The 18,603-nt window shown below is 54.8% G+C and carries 17 protein-coding genes and 2 tRNA genes; 13 read left to right on the top strand and 6 right to left on the bottom strand.

The features are described from left to right. Positions 1 to 133: 133 nt before the first annotated feature. The 6 genes from phnA (at position 134) to PQR63_RS04690 (ending at position 7,116) form a co-directional block, all read left to right on the top strand. Positions 134 to 1,393 carry a phosphonoacetate hydrolase gene (gene phnA / locus PQR63_RS04715; RefSeq protein ID WP_408166056.1) on the top strand — a complete coding sequence of 420 codons (1,260 nt, stop codon included), beginning with the start codon at positions 134 to 136 and terminating at the stop codon, positions 1,391 to 1,393. Continuing rightward, positions 1,390 to 2,856: a phosphonoacetaldehyde dehydrogenase gene (phnY, locus tag PQR63_RS04710; RefSeq protein ID WP_408166054.1), complete on the top strand. Its 1,467-nt coding sequence runs from the start codon at positions 1,390 to 1,392 to the stop codon at positions 2,854 to 2,856. The genes phnA and phnY overlap by 4 nt, the downstream gene beginning before the upstream one ends. Positions 2,857 to 3,005: 149 nt before the next feature. Beyond that, complete coding sequence (locus PQR63_RS04705; RefSeq protein ID WP_408166052.1) at positions 3,006 to 3,554, top strand: phosphonate degradation HD-domain oxygenase; 549 nt, start codon at positions 3,006 to 3,008, stop codon at positions 3,552 to 3,554. Between the two features lie 11 nt (positions 3,555 to 3,565). Further along, positions 3,566 to 4,441, top strand: coding sequence for an EamA family transporter (locus PQR63_RS04700; RefSeq protein WP_408166050.1), 876 nt, complete (start codon positions 3,566 to 3,568; stop codon positions 4,439 to 4,441). An 18-nt stretch (positions 4,442 to 4,459) separates the two neighbouring features. Then, positions 4,460 to 5,269, top strand: a complete 810-nt coding sequence (locus PQR63_RS04695; protein ID WP_408166049.1) for an inositol monophosphatase family protein — start codon at positions 4,460 to 4,462, stop codon at positions 5,267 to 5,269. Positions 5,270 to 5,541: 272 nt separating this feature from the next. After that, positions 5,542 to 7,116: a methyl-accepting chemotaxis protein gene (locus PQR63_RS04690; protein WP_408166047.1), complete on the top strand. Its 1,575-nt coding sequence runs from the start codon at positions 5,542 to 5,544 to the stop codon at positions 7,114 to 7,116. A 19-nt stretch (positions 7,117 to 7,135) separates the two neighbouring features. Here the strand turns inward: PQR63_RS04690 and PQR63_RS04685 are convergent, their stop codons facing one another. The 4 genes from PQR63_RS04685 to PQR63_RS04670 all read right to left on the bottom strand — a co-directional run bounded on the left by PQR63_RS04685 (position 7,136) and on the right by PQR63_RS04670 (position 8,687). Continuing rightward, positions 7,136 to 7,366 (bottom strand): hypothetical protein, encoded by a 231-nt coding sequence (locus PQR63_RS04685; RefSeq protein WP_408166045.1) that lies wholly within the window; start codon positions 7,364 to 7,366, stop codon positions 7,136 to 7,138. A gap of 102 nt (positions 7,367 to 7,468) precedes the next feature. After that, positions 7,469 to 7,545: transfer RNA gene (locus PQR63_RS04680), tRNA-Arg, on the bottom strand. Between the two features lie 70 nt (positions 7,546 to 7,615). Continuing rightward, positions 7,616 to 8,044 (bottom strand): CopD family protein, encoded by a 429-nt coding sequence (locus PQR63_RS04675; RefSeq protein ID WP_408166043.1) that lies wholly within the window; start codon positions 8,042 to 8,044, stop codon positions 7,616 to 7,618. Positions 8,045 to 8,108: 64 nt separating this feature from the next. Next, positions 8,109 to 8,687, bottom strand: a complete 579-nt coding sequence (locus PQR63_RS04670; protein ID WP_408166041.1) for a TetR/AcrR family transcriptional regulator — start codon at positions 8,685 to 8,687, stop codon at positions 8,109 to 8,111. A gap of 143 nt (positions 8,688 to 8,830) precedes the next feature. On the opposite strand from PQR63_RS04670, the gene PQR63_RS04665 reads away from it, so the two are divergent. Both PQR63_RS04665 and PQR63_RS04660 read left to right on the top strand, forming a co-directional pair. Beyond that, positions 8,831 to 9,601 (top strand): SDR family oxidoreductase, encoded by a 771-nt coding sequence (locus PQR63_RS04665; RefSeq protein ID WP_408166040.1) that lies wholly within the window; start codon positions 8,831 to 8,833, stop codon positions 9,599 to 9,601. Between the two features lie 171 nt (positions 9,602 to 9,772). Next, positions 9,773 to 11,122 (top strand): tetratricopeptide repeat protein, encoded by a 1,350-nt coding sequence (locus tag PQR63_RS04660; protein WP_408166038.1) that lies wholly within the window; start codon positions 9,773 to 9,775, stop codon positions 11,120 to 11,122. 16 nt (positions 11,123 to 11,138) lie between these two features. Here PQR63_RS04660 and PQR63_RS04655 read toward each other — a convergent pair whose 3' ends face one another. Then, on the bottom strand, positions 11,139 to 12,086 hold the full coding sequence (locus tag PQR63_RS04655; RefSeq protein ID WP_408166036.1) for a LysR family transcriptional regulator: 948 nt from the start codon (positions 12,084 to 12,086) through the stop codon (positions 11,139 to 11,141). A gap of 141 nt (positions 12,087 to 12,227) precedes the next feature. Between PQR63_RS04655 and PQR63_RS04650 the strand changes: the two genes are divergently transcribed. The 3 genes from PQR63_RS04650 (at position 12,228) to PQR63_RS04640 (ending at position 16,680) form a co-directional block, all read left to right on the top strand. After that, the gene (locus PQR63_RS04650) at positions 12,228 to 13,607 is read left to right on the top strand and encodes a M20 family metallopeptidase (protein WP_408166034.1); all 1,380 of its coding nucleotides are present in this window, start codon (positions 12,228 to 12,230) and stop codon (positions 13,605 to 13,607) included. Between the two features lie 87 nt (positions 13,608 to 13,694). Then, positions 13,695 to 15,008, top strand: coding sequence for an MFS transporter (locus PQR63_RS04645; RefSeq protein WP_408166032.1), 1,314 nt, complete (start codon positions 13,695 to 13,697; stop codon positions 15,006 to 15,008). A gap of 97 nt (positions 15,009 to 15,105) precedes the next feature. After that, positions 15,106 to 16,680 carry a methyl-accepting chemotaxis protein gene (locus PQR63_RS04640; RefSeq protein ID WP_408166030.1) on the top strand — a complete coding sequence of 525 codons (1,575 nt, stop codon included), beginning with the start codon at positions 15,106 to 15,108 and terminating at the stop codon, positions 16,678 to 16,680. A gap of 201 nt (positions 16,681 to 16,881) precedes the next feature. Here PQR63_RS04640 and PQR63_RS04635 read toward each other — a convergent pair. Then, a tRNA-Arg gene (locus PQR63_RS04635) sits at positions 16,882 to 16,958 on the bottom strand. Positions 16,959 to 17,131: 173 nt separating this feature from the next. Here PQR63_RS04635 and PQR63_RS04630 point away from each other — a divergent pair. Next, positions 17,132 to 17,824: a sensor histidine kinase gene (locus tag PQR63_RS04630; RefSeq protein ID WP_408166029.1), complete on the top strand. Its 693-nt coding sequence runs from the start codon at positions 17,132 to 17,134 to the stop codon at positions 17,822 to 17,824. 39 nt (positions 17,825 to 17,863) lie between these two features. Further along, positions 17,864 to 18,517 (top strand): response regulator, encoded by a 654-nt coding sequence (locus tag PQR63_RS04625; RefSeq protein WP_408166027.1) that lies wholly within the window; start codon positions 17,864 to 17,866, stop codon positions 18,515 to 18,517. Positions 18,518 to 18,603 lie beyond the last annotated feature (86 nt).

Here is an 18,603-nt window from a genome sequence, read left to right as displayed (position 1 = left end):
TGAACAAATAAAAACGATATTCAAACCGGCAACATAGCTGGTGCAGATAACAAATAGCGGTAGCCCAAGGATGCAATTACGCGGCTGTTCCCCGGCCGCATCAGTCAACCTGTCAACCTGATAAGGATGCAACATGAGCAAAACTGTGAATGTGAACCAACGCAGCTACCGCTGGCCCGATGCGCCGGTCGTCGTGGTGTGCGTCGACGGCTGTGAATTCGATTATCTGTCAGCGGCAGTCGCCGCCGGCGTTGCGCCTTTCATCGGCAGCATGCTGAAAGACGGCAGCCGCTTCATCGCCGACAGCGTGGTGCCAACCTTCACCAATCCCAACAACCTGTCCATCGTCACCGGTGCGCCGCCGGCCGTACACGGTATTTGCGGCAACTACTTCTTCGACCCGGCCAGCGGTGAAGAAGTGATGATGAACGATCCAAAATACCTGCGCGCCGACACCCTGCTCGCCGCCTTCGCCGATGCCGGTGCCAAGGTTGCGGTGGTGACGGCCAAGGACAAGCTGCGCAAACTGCTCGGCCACAAGCTGAAAGGCATCTGCTACTCGTCCGAGAAATCGGATCAGGTCAGCATGGCCGAAAACGGTATCGACGACGTGCTTGACATGGTCGGACTGCCGGTACCGTCTGTATATAGTGCCGACTTGTCGGAATTCGTGTTCGCATCCGGCGTCAAGTTGATGCAACGCTATCGCCCCGACCTGATGTATCTGTCGACCACCGATTATGTGCAACACAAAGCAGCGCCAGGCACACCGGACGCAAATGCTTTCTATCAAATGATGGACGGCTATCTGCAACAACTCGACGACATGGGTGCCGTCATCACACTCACCGCCGACCACGGCATGAACGCCAAGCACGGCAATGACGGTTCGCCCAATGTCATCTACTTGCAAGACGTGCTCGATCAATGGCTGGGCGAAGGCAAGACCCGCGTGATCTTGCCGATCACCGATCCGTACGTTGTACATCACGGTGCACTGGGTTCTTATGCCACGATCCATTTGCCGTCCGATCTCAATGCGCAGGAACTGATTGCACGCCTGGCATCGTTGCCGGGCGTCGAAGTGGTGCTCAATCGCGCAGATGCCGCCCAACGTTTCGAGCTGCCACCGGATCGCATCGGCGACATCGTCATCGTCTCGCAACGCGATACAGTGCTCGGTACTGCTGCTTCGCGCCACGATCTTTCCGGGCTTGACGTCCCGCTGCGATCCCACGGCGGCTTGTCGGAGCAGCAAGTACCACTGATCCTGAATCGCAAGGTCGAGGGCGTGGCCAGCAGCCGACGCTTGCGCAATTTCGATGCGTTCGATCTGGCCCTCAATCACGTTGTCGCTGTGGAGTTGAATGCAAAGGAAAGGAGTGCCGCATGACCGCCACTCTGCAAGTCGTGCCAGCCGATGCCAGCCACGACCAGATCATTCGCGAAAGCTTGCGTATTGCCGGCGACAAAGTTACTTGCGAGCGCAACATCGACGTCGCCCATCCTTACACCGGCAAAGTCATCGCGACCATTCCCAAGGCGAGTGTCGAGCAAGTACGCAAGGCTTTTTCTATTGCTGCAGCGTATCGCTCCACACTGACGCGCCATGAGCGCTATCGCATCCTCATGCGCGCCGGCGAACTCATCGCGGCGCGGCGTGAGCAATTTGCACGCCTGATCACGCTGGAATCCGGACTCTGCCTCAAGGATTCGATGTATGAAACCGGACGCGCTTCCGATGTGCTTCTATTTGCGGCCAATCAAGCGCTGATTGACGACGGCCAGATCTTTTCCTGCGACCTGACCGAGCATGGCAAGCGCCGCAAGGTTTATACGATGAAGGAGCCTTTGCTCGGGGTGATTTCCGCCATCACGCCGTTCAATCATCCGCTCAATCAGGTGATTCACAAGGTCGCGCCGGCGATCGCCACCAATAACCGCATCGTGCTCAAGCCCAGCGAAAAGACACCGCTGACGGCATACGCGCTGGCGGACGTGCTGTACGAAGCCGGCCTGCCGCCGCAGATGCTGTCGGTCGTCACCGGTGATCCGAAGGAAATCGCCGACGAACTGCTGACCAATGAACATGTCGATCTGGTCACCTTCACCGGCGGCGTCGCCATCGGTAAATATATTGCCGCCAAAGCAGTCTACAAACGTCAGATCCTGGAACTGGGTGGAAACGATCCTATTATCGTGATGGAAGACGCCGACATTGAAGAAGCTGCGACACTGGCAGTCAGCGGCTCGTATAAAAATTCGGGACAACGTTGCACGGCGATCAAGCGCATGCTGGTGCATGAGCGCGTCGCCGACCAGTTTGTCGAGCTGCTGGTGGAGAAAACCAAAGCCTTGCACTACGGCGATCCTTTCGATGCCCACGTCGACATGGGGACCGTGATCGATGAAGCTGCGGCGATTCGATTTGAAAACGTGGTCAACGAAGCTGTCGCGGCCGGCGCCAAACTGCTGGTCGGCAATCAACGCCAAGGCGCGTCTTACTCACCGACGGTGCTCGATCATGTGCAACCGCAGATGACCGTAGTGCGAGAAGAAACCTTCGGTCCGGTATCGCCGGTGATCCGCGTGTCCGGCATCGACGAAGCAATCCGCATCGCCAACGGCACCGCCTACGGTTTGTCGTCGTCGGTCTGCACCAATCGGCTGGACTACATCACGCGCTTCATTTCCGAACTCAACATGGGATCGATCAATGTGCGCGAAGTGCCTGGCTATCGCCTTGAACTGACGCCCTTCGGCGGCATCAAGGATTCTGGCCTGGGTTACAAGGAAGGCGTGCAGGAAGCGATGAAGAGTTTCACCAATACGAAAACGTACTCGTTGCCTTGGTAGCTTGATGCTGGCCGGTGCGCGTATTGAGCTCTTCATACCAGGTCTTGATGCAAAATCTTGATCCAATACGTTGCACCGATTTCCCTGCAATAGTCCACAAGACATTGCTTGCATGAGATTGCTTAAAAAGTTTTGATGAGGTTGTTTCTATGGCTTTGACTCTGGAAGACATCGACGCTCTGTTTCGCCGGCACGGCGACACGCAATACACCGGCGAGCCGGTCACTCAACTGGAGCATGCGCTGCAGACCGCTGCTCTGGCGGAGCAGGAAGACGCGCCGCCCAGCCTGATCGTCGCCAGTTTTTTACATGACCTCGGCCACATGCTGGAAGACAACGGCGATACACCGACCATGGCAGGTATCGATGACTTGCATCAATACCGCATCCTGCCTTTCCTGCGCCATCTGTTCGATGAAGACGTACTGGCGCCGATACGCCTGCACGTCGATGCCAAGCGCTATCTGTGCGCCGTCGATCCGGCCTATTTTTCTGCGCTGTCGGCCGATTCGGTGCGCAGCCTGAAACTGCAGGGCGGCATATTCGATGCGCAACAGGCCGCAGACTTCATCGCCATCCCCTACGCCGCCGATGCAGTGCGGCTGCGGCGCTGGGATGATCTCGCCAAGAAAGAAAACTACCGCACGCCGGACTATGCACACTTCTCGCGTTATGTCGCGCAGTGCGCGCGCGCATGACACCTCTGCCGATGTCTCCGCTCACATCGCTCACGTCGCCGATGACGCTGACGCCGACGATCACCGTCATCGTATTGTTTGCGGCACTGCTGCACGCCAGCTGGAACGCGCTGATAAAAAGCGGTCGCGACGTGCTGATGGATACCGCGCTGGTAGCAGCCGGTGCGACGACGGTGGCGGCGCCGCTGCTGCTCTTCTTCGCTCCGCCGCCGCTGGCAAGCTGGCCTTACCTGCTCACCTCCATCGTCCTGCATATCGGCTATTACCTGACGCTCGTCGGCACCTATCGCGCCGGCGACATGAACCTCGGCTATCCGCTCATGCGCGGCATTGCGCCGCTGCTGGTCGCCCTGATCAGCGTCATCGTCTTCCATGAATCCTTGAGCCCGGCCATGTGGCTGGGCATCGCCGGCATTTCCGGCGGCATCATCAGCCTGAGCCTGCTGGCAGGCAATCTGCATAGCGGCGTACGCAAGGTGATGTTGTTTGCCTTTGCCAATGCCAGCCTGATTGCGATGTACACCATGGTCGACGCTGCCGGTGTGCGCCAGGCCGGCAATGCACCCAACTATGTGCTGTGGATGTCTTTTCTGGAAGGCATGCCTTTTGCCGCGCTGGTGTTCTGGCTGCGCCGCCGTGCTTTCGTCGCACATGCACGCCTGCATTGGCGGCGCGGCATCATCGGCGGCACGTTTTCCATGCTGGCTTACGGCATTGCGCTGTGGGCCATGACCAAGGCACCGACCGCCGCTGTCGCCTCGTTGCGCGAAACCTCCGTCATCTTCGCCGCTTTCATCAGCGCCTTTCTGCTCAAGGAAAAACTGTCTTTCGCCCGCTGGCTGGGCGCAGCAATGATCCTGGGCGGCATCGTGGCGCTACGCCAATAATCTTTCAGAGAACCCGCCATGTCCTTTCTGCCACCCGCCCCGCTCTTCACCCAATCCGCCGACGCCGCGCAGCTGCAGGAATTCAGCACCTTTATCAGCGAGCTGAGCAAGATCAGCGGTGCCATCATTCGCAGCCACTATCTCAGCGGTACCGCCGTTGAATCGAAGTCGGATCAATCGCCGGTCACCGCCGCCGACCGCGAAACTGAGCAAGCGCTACGCGCCGCAATCATGGCCCGCTATCCGCAACACGGCATCATCGGCGAAGAATTTGGCCCTCATCAGCAAGAGGCGGAATATTGCTGGATCCTCGATCCCATCGACGGCACCAAGGCATTTGTCACCAACTGCTATATCTTCGGCACGCTGATTTCGCTGACGTATCGGGGGCGTCCTATTATTGGCGCCTTGCACAGCCCGCTGATGGAGCATCTGCTGGTCGGTACCGTCGCCGGAACCACGCTCAACGGCAAGCCAGTCGGCATGCGCGATTGCCGCACGATCGGCGACGCCATGCTGCTGGCAACCGACCACTGGGACATCTTCAAGTATCACGACGGCCCCGCCTTCGAACAGTTATCGCGTCAGGCCCGCTTGTATCGCGGCTGGGGCGATTGCCATGGGTATTTTCAACTGGCGACCGGCGGCGCCGACATCATGCTTGATCCCGTGCTGAAGATCTGGGACATCATGTCCTTCATCCCGATTATTGAAGGCGCCGGCGGACGCATCACCGACTGGCAAGGCAACACGCCTATCGGCGCGACTTCCATTGTGGCGACGGCGGGTTCGATTCATGACGAGGTACTGCGAGCGCTGAATCCTTGATTGGCAAGTCCATGCGTAGTCCCACATAGCGTTCCAAGCAGCCCTCTGACGAGGGCTTTTTTATGATCCGTTCGTTCCTGTACACGGATTGAAAATGTTGCAATAAGAGAAACTCCGGCAACGATTTTGATATTGGCTTTCAGTTTTTTTTCATTATTCGGGATCGCTTGCCGATGCTAGCATCCCCTCCAGTCCAATAGCCGCAGTCCTAACGTGCAAGCAATTTGCCGCAGCAGACAGGCACAAGAACGAAAAACAGGAACGAGAGACGCATGAAAAACTGGAAAGTCGGAACACGCTTCGCCGCAGGATTTGGGGTGGTGCTGGTATTGATGGTGGTCGTCGCCGCGATGGGAATCTGGCGCTTGCAATCGGTGGCTGACGCCACCAACGCCATGATGCAAATGCCGCTCGCCAAGGAGCGTCTGATCAGCGACTGGTATTCGAACATCTCCACCTCGATTACGCGCACGACGGCGATTGCGCGCAGCACGGATCTGAGTCTGGCGACCTACTTTGAAGCTGCCGTCAACGATTCCTCCAAACGCGCAAACGACTTGCAAAGCAAAGTACAAGGCCTGCTGCGCACCCCTGAAGAACAAAAGCTGTTTGCCGACATCGATGCCAGCCGCAAAGCCTATCAGGCAGCCGGCAGCAACATTCTGGCGCTGCGCGCCGAAGGAAAGTTGTTTCAGGCGAAGAACGCATTTGAGAAGGACTATCTGCCCGGTGCGACGCGCTATCAGGCGTCCATCGACAAATTATTGCGCCTGCAAAGGCAAGGCATCAATGACGTGGCCGTCGGCATTGACGCAACCTATCGCTCCAGCCGATTGATCTTGCTAGCGCTGACGGGCGTGGCGCTGCTGTGTGGATTGCTTGCTGCAACGCTGCTGACACGCAGCCTGCTGAGGCAACTCGGAGGTGAGCCGGCGCACGCGGTGCATGTTGCCGACCGCATCGCGGCAGGAGATCTGACCGAACATATTCCTGTCGGCGCCAATGATGATTTCAGCCTGATGCATGCGATGAAAACCATGCAAGCCAATCTCGCGCGCTCGGTTGACCACATCAAACAATCAGCGGAAACCATCGGTACCGCCTCGAAGGAAATTTCCGTAGGCAACCTTAGTCTGTCGTCGCGCACCGAACGCCAGGCAGGGTCTCTGCAAGAAACCGCATCCGTCATGCAACAGCTCACGTCAGTCGTCAAGAAGAATGCGGAAAATGCACAGCATGCCAATCAGCTTGCAGCCTCCGCATCGCAGGTGGCCATCGCCGGTGGCAACGCCGTCAATCAGATGGTGGGAACAATGGCGACCATCAACGAATCTTCCCGCAAAATCGTGGACATCATTTCGGTGATCAACGGGATCGCCTTCCAGACCAATATTCTGGCACTCAACGCCGCGGTGGAAGCCGCCCGCGCCGGGGAACAAGGACGCGGTTTTGCCGTGGTGGCAACCGAGGTACGCGCCCTCGCCCAACGTTCAGCAAGTGCGGCAAAAGAAATCAAGGGATTGATCGACGACTCCGTCGGCAAGATCGTCTCCGGCAGGACGCTGGTGGAAGAGGCCGGCTCCACCATCGGCCAGGTCGTGGAAAGCATCCAGACCCTGAGCCGGTTCGTCGCCGACATCAGCAACGCCAGCGCCGAGCAGAGTACCGGCATTGAGCAAGTCAATCAGGCCATCATGCAGATGGACGACGTCACACAGCACAATGCGGCACTGGTGGAAGAAGCAACCGCCGCTGCACAGTCGTTGCTGGATCAGGCCGGCTCGCTGGTGAAGGTCGTGAATACCTTCAAACTGTCGTCATCGCGGGACGTCGTTCTGCTTGCCTGACGTCTTTATCAGAACATGCTCAGAGCATGTTCTGATCGATCCAGTCCGCCGAAAAGTCGAGGATGTAGGCAACTGCATCGTCCTCATTAGAGAACTCGGTAGTCGGCAGTTCGCGAACATAGCGCACTTCACCGCTGCCGTCATAGCCGGCCTTGATCGTGAAACAGGCGGCGTACTGGCCATTCTCCTGAAGCACAACCTGCGGAAAGATGGCGTGTCCCTTGTAGGGCAATTTGTGTTCTGAAGTCATAAAACTCTCCACTGGCTGCGTGCATGTACGGTACACGTCCACTGCCTCAATACGGCGATAAAAAAACAAAAGGGCCCGTCTTTCGACGGACCCTTCATGTTTTGGTGCGGCTGGCAGGAATCGAACCCACGACCCCTTGGTTCGTAGCCAAGTACTCTATCCAGCTGAGCTACAGCCGCGTAAGAGGCGAGATTATATAGGGATTTTCGATTGCTGCAAGTGTTTTTTGATCCGTCCCTCATCATGCCATTAAAACGGCTTGAGCACGACCATGCAGGCAATCGCCGCGACGCCAATGATTGTCAGCGATCCAGAGTGTTTCAGCAGCACGGAGGCTTCCAGATCGGGCGTATCGGCAAGGCGGCGTACATAACCGGACTGCATGCCGTGCAATGCCGACAACATCAGTACGATCACCAGCTTGACGACCAGCCACCCTGCCGCATGCCATTGTCCGAAATAGACCAAGGCCACGCCGAGTATCCAGGCCATGCCCATTGCCGGTGATGTCACTCGCTGATCCCATTGGCGGATGGCGCGCAGCAGGCGCACTTCCCCAAGGGAGCGGTCAAGCGCGGAGCGTTGCGTAATTTTCAACGCCAGCGCCATGATCAGCATGCCGCCGATCCAGGTCATGACCGACGCAATGTGAAATGCCTTGATCCATGAATACATCATCTGGCTCCCCTTTTTCGCGCGCGGCGAATCAGTAACCGATCCGTTTTATTCAAAAACAGCGAAGTCATCGCTCTATTTTTTTACCAACGCGTTCCAGATACGCACCGGCCAGGAGCACTAGATGTTCCCTTGCCCTGACGATCGCCACGGATGAACTCTCCACTTCGAGTATCGCCTGCATTGTCCCGGACATTGTTTTGCGTAGCAATAAAAGTACGGTATCGATATCGGCGCCTTCAAAGCTGTAATCCGCGCAACTGGCGAACATGCTTTTCATGGCGGCATGAAGACGCAAGCCGATGCTCCGCCCCACGACGGCGCCATCGTGTTGTTCAGAGAGGGCATATAAAGCCCTGGAGAGATCCGGCCTGGCGATTTTGACGTCCGCATAGCTGTTGATCAGGATGCTGATCATGTCGGACAGCGACTTGCCGCGACAGCGATGGCACGCTTCCTCCATCGTATCTGCCAGGTCTTCAAGGTATCTCTTCAACAGCGCTGCCATTAACGCATGCTTGTTGGGGAAATACTGATAAAGCGTGCCAACGGATACACCTGCGCGTTCGGCTACGCGGGTGGTATTCAGCGATTGAGAGCCCAATGTCAACAGAACCTGAATGGTTGCTTCAAAAATGACATCCAAGGTCGCTTCAGATCGGGCCTGAAGTGGCTTTTTGCGGGGCTTGAGAGAGGGCTTGACGGAGGCGTCCACAATGCGAATTCAAAATATGAAGGATCCTTCATATCATAACACCTGGTTAAATCATCGAACTCCAGGGAGACCACATGGCAGCCACAACAGTCGCAACAGCAGCAACAGTTGCTACAGACGCAAAACGAATCGCATTGGTCACCGGCGCAAACAAGGGTATTGGCAAAGAGACCGTAAAACAACTGGCGCAATTGGGCTATACGGTCTATCTGGGCAGCCGCGACAAACAGCGTGGACTTGATGCGCAGGAAGAACTGCGCGCAACATCAACGACGACGGATGTTCGCTGGCTATCGCTGGACGTGACGGATGAAGAATCCATTCACAACGCAGCAAAAACCATAGAGCAGGAAGTTGGTCGCCTGGATGTGCTTGTCAACAACGCCGGCATTTCGATAGAAAAACTAGCTCCCAGCAAAGCCACTGTCTCAATGATGCGGAAGACCTTTGAGTCGAACGTATTCGGCCCTGTCGCATTGACGCAGGCCCTTTTACCCTTGCTGCGTGCAAGCCGGCATCGGGCGATTGTCAATGTGTCCAGCGAGCTCGGCTCATTGACTCTTCAGGGATATCCCGATTTTCGATATGGCGGCACGAACATGATGGCGTATATGTCATCAAAAACTGCATTGAATGCTTTCACCGTATTGCTGGCAAAGGAATTGAAGGACGAAGGTTTTCGCATCAACTCGATCAATCCCGGCTTCACAGCGACCGATCTCAACGCCTTCAGAGGAACCGGAAGCGTAAGTGACGCCGCAGCCGTTGTGGTGAAATATGCGACTCTCGATCGCGACGGCCCTACCGGCGGATTTTTCATGCTCAACGGCCAGGTTCCCTGGTGACTGCCACGTAGCCGCCGACATTGCAAGCGGCTGCAAAGAACATAGGACAGGGGATAGAATTGCTTCCGTGATTTCATCCAATCCTGCATCGCATGCCCTTTCTGACTGACTTGAGCGAAAAAAAATAAAACATGCCTCATTCACTCTTTAATTCCTTCAGTTGATCAGTCAATGCCATCTATCAAGCAACACATTCAGACAGTCAGCCTCGCTCTGGAACAAGCCATTGATTTCCATGCCGGCGGCGACCCGCAACGTGCTCAGGAGATTTATAGAACGGTATTGGCGGACGATCCCTCAAACGCTGTCGCGTTGCATTACCTCGGGATTTATTTATTTCAGGCAGGTGACCACGAAAAGGGACTTGCCCATATTCGCTTATCTTGTGAACTGGAGCCTGAAAATTCCGGATGGCAAAACGATTTGGGCAATGTGTTATTTGCGCTGGAGCGCTTTGAATTGGCGATGGAAAGCTATCAGGGCGCGTTGCAGCTTTCCCCGCGCGACCCTGACATCTGGAACAATCTTGGATCGGCGCATCTGAAATTGGGAGATCAGGACACCGCGATCATCGCATTCCGGCAAGCCATCGAGATTGCTCCGGAATTTTCTCCCGCGCTGGAAAACTTGGGCGCCGTGTACGAAGCCAGAGGAAACAAGTTTGAGAGCAGCGTCTATCAATGCCGCGCTTTCGTTCTCCCTACGCACGAAGGAAAATCGAAACAGATGCTCGGCATCTGCTTTTATTTTCTTGGACGCTTGCAGGAGGCGGCGGAAATATATCAATCCTGGCTGGAGGACGAACCCAATCATCCGATTGCCACGCATATGTATGCAGCCTGCTCGCAATCCGATGTGCCCAAGCGCGCATCAAATGAATACCTGGAGGAACACTTCGACCATCTCGCAAAAAATTTTGATGTAAATCTTCTTCAAAATCTCGACTACGGCGGCCCGCTGTTGATCAGTCAGGCGATGGCGGAAATCACCAAACCGGCGAGGCAGTACAACATTCTGGATATAGGCTGCGGAACAGGACTTTGCGCCCCTCACCTTGCACCTTATGCCTGGTATCTGATCGGTGTCGATTTATCAGCAAAGATGCTGGAGCGGGCGGCAGCGCTTCATCTGTACGACGTGTTGGAAAAACAAGAAATCACGCACTATCTTGCGGTCTGCCCGGACACGTTCGATATTGTGGCGGCGTGCGATACGCTGATTTATTTCGGTGACTTGAATCAATTGTTCGATGGCGTTGCCCGTGTCTTAAAACCTGGCGGGTACTTCGTCTTCACCACAGAGTCGATTATCCGTCCAGAAGAATCGACCGGATATCAACTGCATGCCAGCGGCCGATATCGGCATGCAGAAACCTATGTTGATCGTATCCTGAGGAAATTCGGCTTCGAACTGCGATTCAGCCGCCTTGCAAAGATTCGGGATGAAGCGGGCACGCCTATAACCGGAACCGTGGTTACCGTCCAAAAAATCCAGCCGCCGCATGTGCAAGCATCTGCCTGAATCATCTGTCGCCGGATCAAATGGGAGATGATTTACTCTTCCGACCGCCTTCCGGCGGCTGCGCCTCTTCATCCATGGCGGCCATCTTCGTCGCCACCAGCTCAACAAACCGGCGGATGTTAATTGGCAAAATTCGTCCGGCCATGGTCAGCATCTGTACATTTCGCTGGCCCAATTCCGCATTCAAAAGAGGAATGCTGATCAAGCCTCCTTTTTGCAGTTCATATTGTTCCGATACTTTGCTGGTCAGTGCAATCGCATCTGAACGAAAAACAAATTGCTGCAGGGATCCGGAGTCATTGCTGGTCAACACCGGATTCAAGGTAATTCCTTCAAGCTGGCAACAAAGATCCACCAACTGCCGTTGCGTACTTCCCTCTTCCTTGAGCGCCATCGGATAAGGCTGCAAATCGTGTAGCGTCAATGATTTGCGTTTGCCGAGAGGATGCCCCCGATGCATGAGCGCGTGAATTTGCGATCTCGCCGAGTATTCGATGTGCACACCTTCGCTTGGCTTCGTGCTGAATGTAATACCGAGATCGACATCTCCATCCTTGACCATGCCGATAACGATCTTGGGGATGGCGACATTCAATGCAAACCGTGTCCTGGGATAAGACTCCCTGAATTCACTCATGACGTGCGGTAGAAAATTGCGTGCGACACCTTCCGTCGAAGCGACAGAAATCAGACTCCCGCCATCGGATGACAATTCCTGAATCTCGGCCAGAATCCGCTCCTGTTCGAGATGTTCACGCCTTGCATGGGCGGCAAGCACTTCGCCGGCTGGACTCAATACCATTCCGGTAGGCAGACGCTCGAATAACTGCGTACCGGCTTCTTCTTCCAGTTTTGCGATTTGCCTGCTGATCGCCGACGGCGCAATGTGCAGCTTTTCAGAGGCCCGGCCCAAAGAACCTGAGCGAGCAACTTCAAGGAAATAACGTAGCGCGGTGTTGCGCATGGGACGGCTCCGATGGTCTTCTAATATTTAGAATGGGTATTTCTGAATATAGCAATTTTAAAGAACGCCTGCCAGTACTAGACTCACTTCCATGAACCAAAATCCGATGATCATGGAGAGCTTGTGAATAAAGAAACAGCGATGAACAGTGCCAAAAAGCACTATGCCGACGGGTACTTGAAAGCGACCATCGACAAACGTATTTCTTACAAGACGGAAAGCCAGGCTCCGGAGCAGGCAGCAATGTTGCGCACCTATCTGAAAGACGAATTAGAGACGACACTCCTGCGTCTGGGATTCATTTGCCAGATCGTCGACAATCCCATTGAGGGAAAACCGCCTCTTCTGTTTGCAGAACGTCATGAGAGCGATGATTCGCTCACGGTGCTGACCTACGGACATGGCGACGTTGTACGCGGCTACGACGATCAGTGGAGCGACAACATCGATCCATGGAAACTGACCGTCAAAGGCGACAAGTGGTATGGCCGTGGCACGGCCGACAACAAAGGACAGCATTCGATCAATCTTGCCGCGCTGGAGATCGTCCTCAAGGCCCGCGATGGTCACCTGGGTTACAACGTCAAGTGTCTGTTCGAAACCGGGGAAGAAATCGGTTCTCCAGGATTACGAAAATACTGTGAATTGAATTCGCTTCAACTCAAGTCCGACGTATTCATTGCGTCGGATGGCCCCCGATTGAGCGCCGGGCAGCCGACAATTTTCCTGGGCTCGCGCGGCTCAGTCTTGTTTGAACTCACCGTCAATCTCAGAAGCGGCGGCCTCCACTCAGGAAACTGGGGCGGACTCAAGCGCAACCCGGCAACGATATTGGCCGGTGCTCTTGCAAGCGTCGTCAATCACGAGGGCCGCATTCTGGTGAAAGACCTGCTGCCTCCAGCGATGTCCCCGTCGGTCAAGGAAGCACTTGGAAAACTATCCATCACTGACGAATTAATGGGACTTCCGATCGACACCGAATGGGGAGAGCCTTCCTTGTCGTCTGCCGAAAAACTGCTGGGCTGGAATACGTTGGAGGTTTTGGCGTTTACTGCAGGCAATCCGGCCAATCCGGTCAATGCCATTCCGCCACACGCAAAAGCCTTTTGTCAGCTTCGTTTCGTGGTGGGCACACGCTGGCAAGAGCTGGAAAAGATCCTGAGGACACATCTGGATCAGCACGGTTTTGCTTGCGTCGATATCAAAGTGCAGCGTGGTACCGCGGCCACCAGGCTCGACCCCGACAATGCCTGGGTTAAATGGGCCGAACAGTCAATGAAATCCGCCGTCGGCCAGGATATCGCGATCATGCCCAATCTCGGCGGCACCTTACCGAACGATGTCTTTGCCGACGTGCTGGGACTGCCGACGTTGTGGATACCTCACTCTTATCCCGGTTGCGCCCAGCATGCTGCGGACGAGCACATGCTCGGCTCGATTGCCGATGAGGGAATGCAGATCATGACCAGTTTGTTCTGGGATCTGGGTGAACTTCACAGAGATCACCTGCATACGTCCTGACAAATACACCGTCATTTATTGCGGGGAAAGAGACGCCCCGCTATTTCACGATCGCAATAATTCTTCAAAAGAAGCGGAGTCATCATCATGTCAGCACAAGCCAGCAAATTTTCCTCTGCATCGGTTGCCGGAGAAAAAGGAACGTCTTTATCGAGAGCTGTCGGGGCTTCGTTGATAGGCAATACATTGGAATGGTTTGACTTGTCCGTGTATGCATATTTTGCGGTCACGATCGGCAAGGTATTTTTTCCTTCTGATGACTCGTCCTTGTCATTGCTGATGGCATTCGGCACCTTCGGCATTTCATTTCTGATCCGTCCTGTCGGTGCGATGGTGCTTGGCGGCTATGCAGATCGGGCCGGAAGAAAAAAATCGCTGACCATGTCGCTCACACTGATGCTGCTCGGCACGCTGATGATTGCGGTGATGCCCTCTTACGCCACAATCGGCGTATGGGCGCCTGCCGGGATCATGCTGGCCCGCCTGCTGCAAGGATTTTCCGCAGGTGGAGAATTCGGCAGCTCGACGGCATTCATGATGGAACATGCGCCGCAGAGAAAACGAATCTTTGTCGCCAGCCTGCAATTCGCCAGTCAAGGTTTTGGCACTGTGATTGCCTCGTTGTTCGGTTATTTTTTGACCAAGAATCTGGCTCCTGCGGCGATGCAAGATTGGGGATGGCGTGTCCCGTTTTTCTTTGGTCTGTCGATTGCTCCTGTCGGCTTATACCTGCGCAGCAAAGTCGATGAAACGCCGGAGTTCTCGAGCAAGGCAGCGAACTCGGATGCGCAAACGGTCAACAAACCGATCTCCGAATTATTTCGCGGTCAAAAATTATTGATGCTGGTCGCAACCGGTGTGCTGATCATTTCCACTGCGTCGACGTTCCTGATCAAATACATGCCGACTTATGCAGTCGAGAATCTAAAGCTCTCGCAATCCACTGGTTTTCTGGCGACCTTGCTGGCGGGACTCATACTGACATTCGTGACGCCGGTTGTTGGTCTGATGGCGGATAAAGTTGGACGCATCCGCATCATGTTGAGCGCAGCAGTTGTCTATATCGTCCTGGCTTACCCCTTCTTCCTTTGGCTCAACGCCAACCCCACCGATACCTCTTTGCTGCTGATCGTGTGCCTGATCGGATTGATCAAGGCGGTGTATTTCGCACCGTTGGCATCACTGATGTCTGACATTTTCCCCATCGAAACCCGCGTCACGGGCATGTCTCTCAGTTACAGCATCGGTGTCAGCGTGTTCGGCGGATTTGCACCAGCAATCTCCATTTTTCTCATCAAGATCACCGGCACGCCGGTCGCGACAAGTTACTACCTTGTCGCGGCTTCAGGCCTCAGCATCTGCGCGCTGATCGCGGCGGCGGTCAAACTGAAAGTGAAGTAGACACCGATTCTCGAAGATACATTCAGGTATCAGGCAAGACGACAGAAGATCGCGGCAGGATCAACGCAACAAGACAAAATTAAGCAGGGGGAAAATAATGAAGTGGTTTTATGACTTGAAAATTGCGACGAAACTGATCGCCGCTTTTCTATCGATCATCGTGCTGATTGCCGGATTGGGATTCTTTTCCATTGTCCAGCTGGACAAAGTAAATACGGCGTCGGCAGATATCGTCACGAACTGGTTGCCCGGAATTCGCGTCCTCGGAAAGATAAAATTTTTCATGGCGCGCGTCCGCAGTTTTGAATTGCAACATATCCTGGCGATTGATCCCAAAGATGGTGATGACGTCCTCAGCAAGCTCAACCGGGACATGGACGTTCTGGCCAAACAACGCAAGGAATATGAAGCGATCAATACAGATCCGCAGAGACAAGCCATTTATGCGGACATCACGAAAGCTATCAACAACTTCCTGACCGTGCACGCCAACATCATCGAACTATCGCGTCAGAATAAGAAAGCAGAAGCAATGGCGCTTTTGCAAGGAGCGTCTACCGAGTTTTATCGGCAAATGATTGCAAACGTCGACAAGCTGATTGACGTCACCAACGCCGGTGCAGATGCCTCGAGCAGTAAAGCTGACGACATTTACGCCGGTTCACGCATGCTGATCTTCGGCATATTGGGACTCAGCATTGTGGCGGCCCTCGTCTTGGCAGTATGGATTTCACGCATCATCTCGCGTCCGTTGACTGATGCCGTCAAAGTCGCTCGCCGTGTCGCCGAAGGAGATCTGACGGCAGATATACGGCAAGACAGCGCTGACGAAACAGGTCAATTGCTCGGTGCCCTGAAACTGATGAACGACAATTTATTGAACATCGTCGGCCAGGTGCGAGAAGGCACCGACACCATTGCAACGGCTTCCAATCAAATTGCCAGCGGCAACATGGATCTCTCCTCCCGCACCGAACATCAGGCCGGCTCGTTGGAGGAGACCGCATCAGCAATGGAAGAACTGACTTCCACCGTGAAGCAAAACGCTGATAATGCCCGCCAGGCAAATCAATTGGCGGTCTCAGCCTCCGAAGTGGCGATTCAGGGAGGCAATGTAGTCGCCCAGGTAGTCAATACGATGAGCTCGATCAATGCATCGTCAAAGAAGATCGTCGACATCATCAGCGTCATCGACGGCATCGCTTTTCAGACCAACATTCTTGCTTTGAACGCAGCAGTAGAAGCCGCCCGTGCCGGCGAACAGGGCCGCGGCTTTGCTGTGGTGGCGTCAGAAGTACGCAGCCTGGCCCAGCGCTCGTCAGCCGCTGCCAAGGAAATCAAAGACCTGATTGATGACTCCGTCGCCAAGGTCGAGATCGGCAGCAAACTGGTGGAGCAAGCCGGCACGACCATGCACGATGTGGTCAATAGCGTCCAGCGCGTCACCGACATCGTCGGCGAAATCAGCTCTGCCAGCCATGAGCAAAGCGTAGGGATCGACGAAATCAACCGTGCAATCACTCTGATGGATGAAGTTACCCAGCAAAATGCTGCACTTGTCGAAGAAGCCGCTGCTGCAGCGCAGTCATTGCAGGTGCAGGCGAACACGCTGTCTCAGACTGTCGGTGTTTTCAAGCTAGGCAAAAATGCCAAGGGAGTTGTTCTGATTTAATGAGTAGCCTGCCCTCACGCATTAATCGCGTTCAAACGATCCTAGGGCAACTTCTGATAGCGGAGAAAATCAGGCAACAGGAAATATCAGCGACCTGAGCCGAATGCGAGGATTGCAGGAACCCAACACATAAAGAGCGGAAAACAGTTTTCCGTGACGGAAAAGACAAAAGGGCCCATCTTGCGATGGACCCTTTATATCTGGTGCGGCTGGCAGGAATCGAACCCACGACCCCTTGGTTCGTAGCCAAGTACTCTATCCAGCTGAGCTACAGCCGCGAAAAATGAAATTATAGCACCACTTTAGATCGAAATGGAAGCCACGCACCAAAAAACTTCCCAAAATCCCCTTGGAAAATTAACTTTTCGGCATTTACCCCTCTCGAAGCCCTGTTCCGGCGTATCTACCTTATGATTTCACCTTGATTCATCGCAATGTGGAACTTGCCGACATGAGCAGCCCTACCGAACCCGTGCATCGGGTCGCCTCATCCGAAGAACGTATCAAGGAAGCCGAGCGCGAGCGTATCGCCAGAGATTTGCACGATGAACTCGGTAGCCGGCTCACCGCCATCAAGATGGCTGTGGCACAGCTGGGACAAGACGCCGCGTCACGTGATGCTAGCGCGCGCGAACAATTGCAGTTTGCCGATCAGCTCGTCGACGACGCCATCGGTGCGATGCACGACATCATCGATGATCTGCGCCCTGCCGTGTTGGATCTCGGTTTGCTGGCGGCACTGGAGTGGCTTGCCAGAACATACGCAAGACAGACCGGTATTCCGCATCGCATGCTCAGCGAAAACGATTTGCCTGATGCGTTGCTTGATCCATTTCAGATGATCAGCCTGTATCGTATTGCCCGCGAAGCCTTGCACAATGCCAGTCGGCATGCACATGCCCGCCATGTGGACATCAGTTTAGTACACGGGCCCGGACAGCTCGTCATGGAAATCATTGACGACGGTGTCGGCATCCCTGCCAGCGCCGATCCGGCAAAGCGCACCGAGTCATCGGGAATCAGAGGAATGCATCATCGCGCCGAAAGCATCGGCGCATCGTTGACACTGGAGTCCGTGGCGCAAGGTGGACTGAAACTCCGCGTTGTACTTCCTGTCCTATCGCCCACTAACCTTATAAAATAGCGCTCACATTGAGTCCGACGAGAGACGCTTCCAAAGCCCATGACGAAAAAAAACAGTGCTGCCATTAAAGTTGCCATTGCCGACGATCATGCCATCGTGCGAGAAGGACTAAAACAGATTTGCAGTAGCACCAAGGACGTCGTCGTTGTCGGCAGCGCCGAAAACGGCCTGGAAACCATCAAACTCTGTCGCCTCGGCAATTGCGATGTTCTCCTGCTCGACATCGTATTGCCCGACCGTACCGGTATTGAAGTACTCAAGCAGATCAAGAAGGAAATGCCGAAACTGCCGGTGTTGATCCTGTCTATCCATCGAGAGGATCAGTATGCGATACGCGCACTCAAAGCGGGTGCAGCAGGCTTTTTGAGCAAACAGGCTGCACCGGCAGATCTGATCAATGCAATTCGCCAGGCCGCAGCAGGCCGCAAATACATCAGTCCTTCGCTGGCGCAAGAGCTGGCCAACCAGATCGGTTTCGACCATGAGACGCCGCTGCACGAAGCCTTGTCGGACCGTGAATATCAAACCATGGTGATGATTGCTTCCGGCAAAACCGTCAGCGACATTGCGACGGAATTATTGCTGTCCGTCAAAACGATCAGCATGTACCGGTCACGCGTGCTGGCAAAGATGAAGCTGCGCCACAACGCCGAGCTGACGCACTATGCATTGAAAAACAACTTAGTTGAATAAAAGCGAATAAAGCCCCGCCCTGAGTGCACCGCCTGACGGTAAAATGCGTTAAAGGAAGGCGTCCGGATCCGGCCATCAACCCTGTT

It is taken from the genome of Herbaspirillum rhizosphaerae (assembly GCF_046025915.1).
Lineage (GTDB): Bacteria > Pseudomonadota > Gammaproteobacteria > Burkholderiales > Burkholderiaceae_D > Herbaspirillum > Herbaspirillum rhizosphaerae_A.
The sequence above is the reverse complement of the archived record's forward strand: the minus strand, read 5'-3'. Positions and strand labels throughout refer to the sequence as shown.

Bases quoted from the DNA above. Each gene is read 5' to 3' on its own strand.
- PQR63_RS04705 (WP_408166052.1), top strand. From the start codon at position 3,006: ATGGCTTTGACTCTGGAAGACATCGACGCTCTGTTTCGCCGGCACGGC.
- PQR63_RS04645 (WP_408166032.1), top strand. From the start codon at position 13,695: ATGTCAGCACAAGCCAGCAAATTTTCCTCTGCATCGGTTGCCGGAGAA.
- phnY (WP_408166054.1), top strand. From the start codon at position 1,390: ATGACCGCCACTCTGCAAGTCGTGCCAGCCGATGCCAGCCACGACCAG.
- phnA (WP_408166056.1), top strand. From the start codon at position 134: ATGAGCAAAACTGTGAATGTGAACCAACGCAGCTACCGCTGGCCCGAT.
- PQR63_RS04630 (WP_408166029.1), top strand. From the start codon at position 17,132: ATGAGCAGCCCTACCGAACCCGTGCATCGGGTCGCCTCATCCGAAGAA.
- PQR63_RS04650 (WP_408166034.1), top strand. From the start codon at position 12,228: ATGAACAGTGCCAAAAAGCACTATGCCGACGGGTACTTGAAAGCGACC.
- PQR63_RS04690 (WP_408166047.1), top strand. From the start codon at position 5,542: ATGAAAAACTGGAAAGTCGGAACACGCTTCGCCGCAGGATTTGGGGTG.
- PQR63_RS04625 (WP_408166027.1), top strand. From the start codon at position 17,864: ATGACGAAAAAAAACAGTGCTGCCATTAAAGTTGCCATTGCCGACGAT.
- PQR63_RS04685 (WP_408166045.1), bottom strand. From the start codon at position 7,366: ATGACTTCAGAACACAAATTGCCCTACAAGGGACACGCCATCTTTCCG.
- PQR63_RS04660 (WP_408166038.1), top strand. From the start codon at position 9,773: ATGCCATCTATCAAGCAACACATTCAGACAGTCAGCCTCGCTCTGGAA.
- PQR63_RS04655 (WP_408166036.1), bottom strand. From the start codon at position 12,086: ATGCGCAACACCGCGCTACGTTATTTCCTTGAAGTTGCTCGCTCAGGT.
- PQR63_RS04665 (WP_408166040.1), top strand. From the start codon at position 8,831: ATGGCAGCCACAACAGTCGCAACAGCAGCAACAGTTGCTACAGACGCA.
- PQR63_RS04675 (WP_408166043.1), bottom strand. From the start codon at position 8,044: ATGATGTATTCATGGATCAAGGCATTTCACATTGCGTCGGTCATGACC.
- PQR63_RS04700 (WP_408166050.1), top strand. From the start codon at position 3,566: ATGTCTCCGCTCACATCGCTCACGTCGCCGATGACGCTGACGCCGACG.
- PQR63_RS04640 (WP_408166030.1), top strand. From the start codon at position 15,106: ATGAAGTGGTTTTATGACTTGAAAATTGCGACGAAACTGATCGCCGCT.
- PQR63_RS04695 (WP_408166049.1), top strand. From the start codon at position 4,460: ATGTCCTTTCTGCCACCCGCCCCGCTCTTCACCCAATCCGCCGACGCC.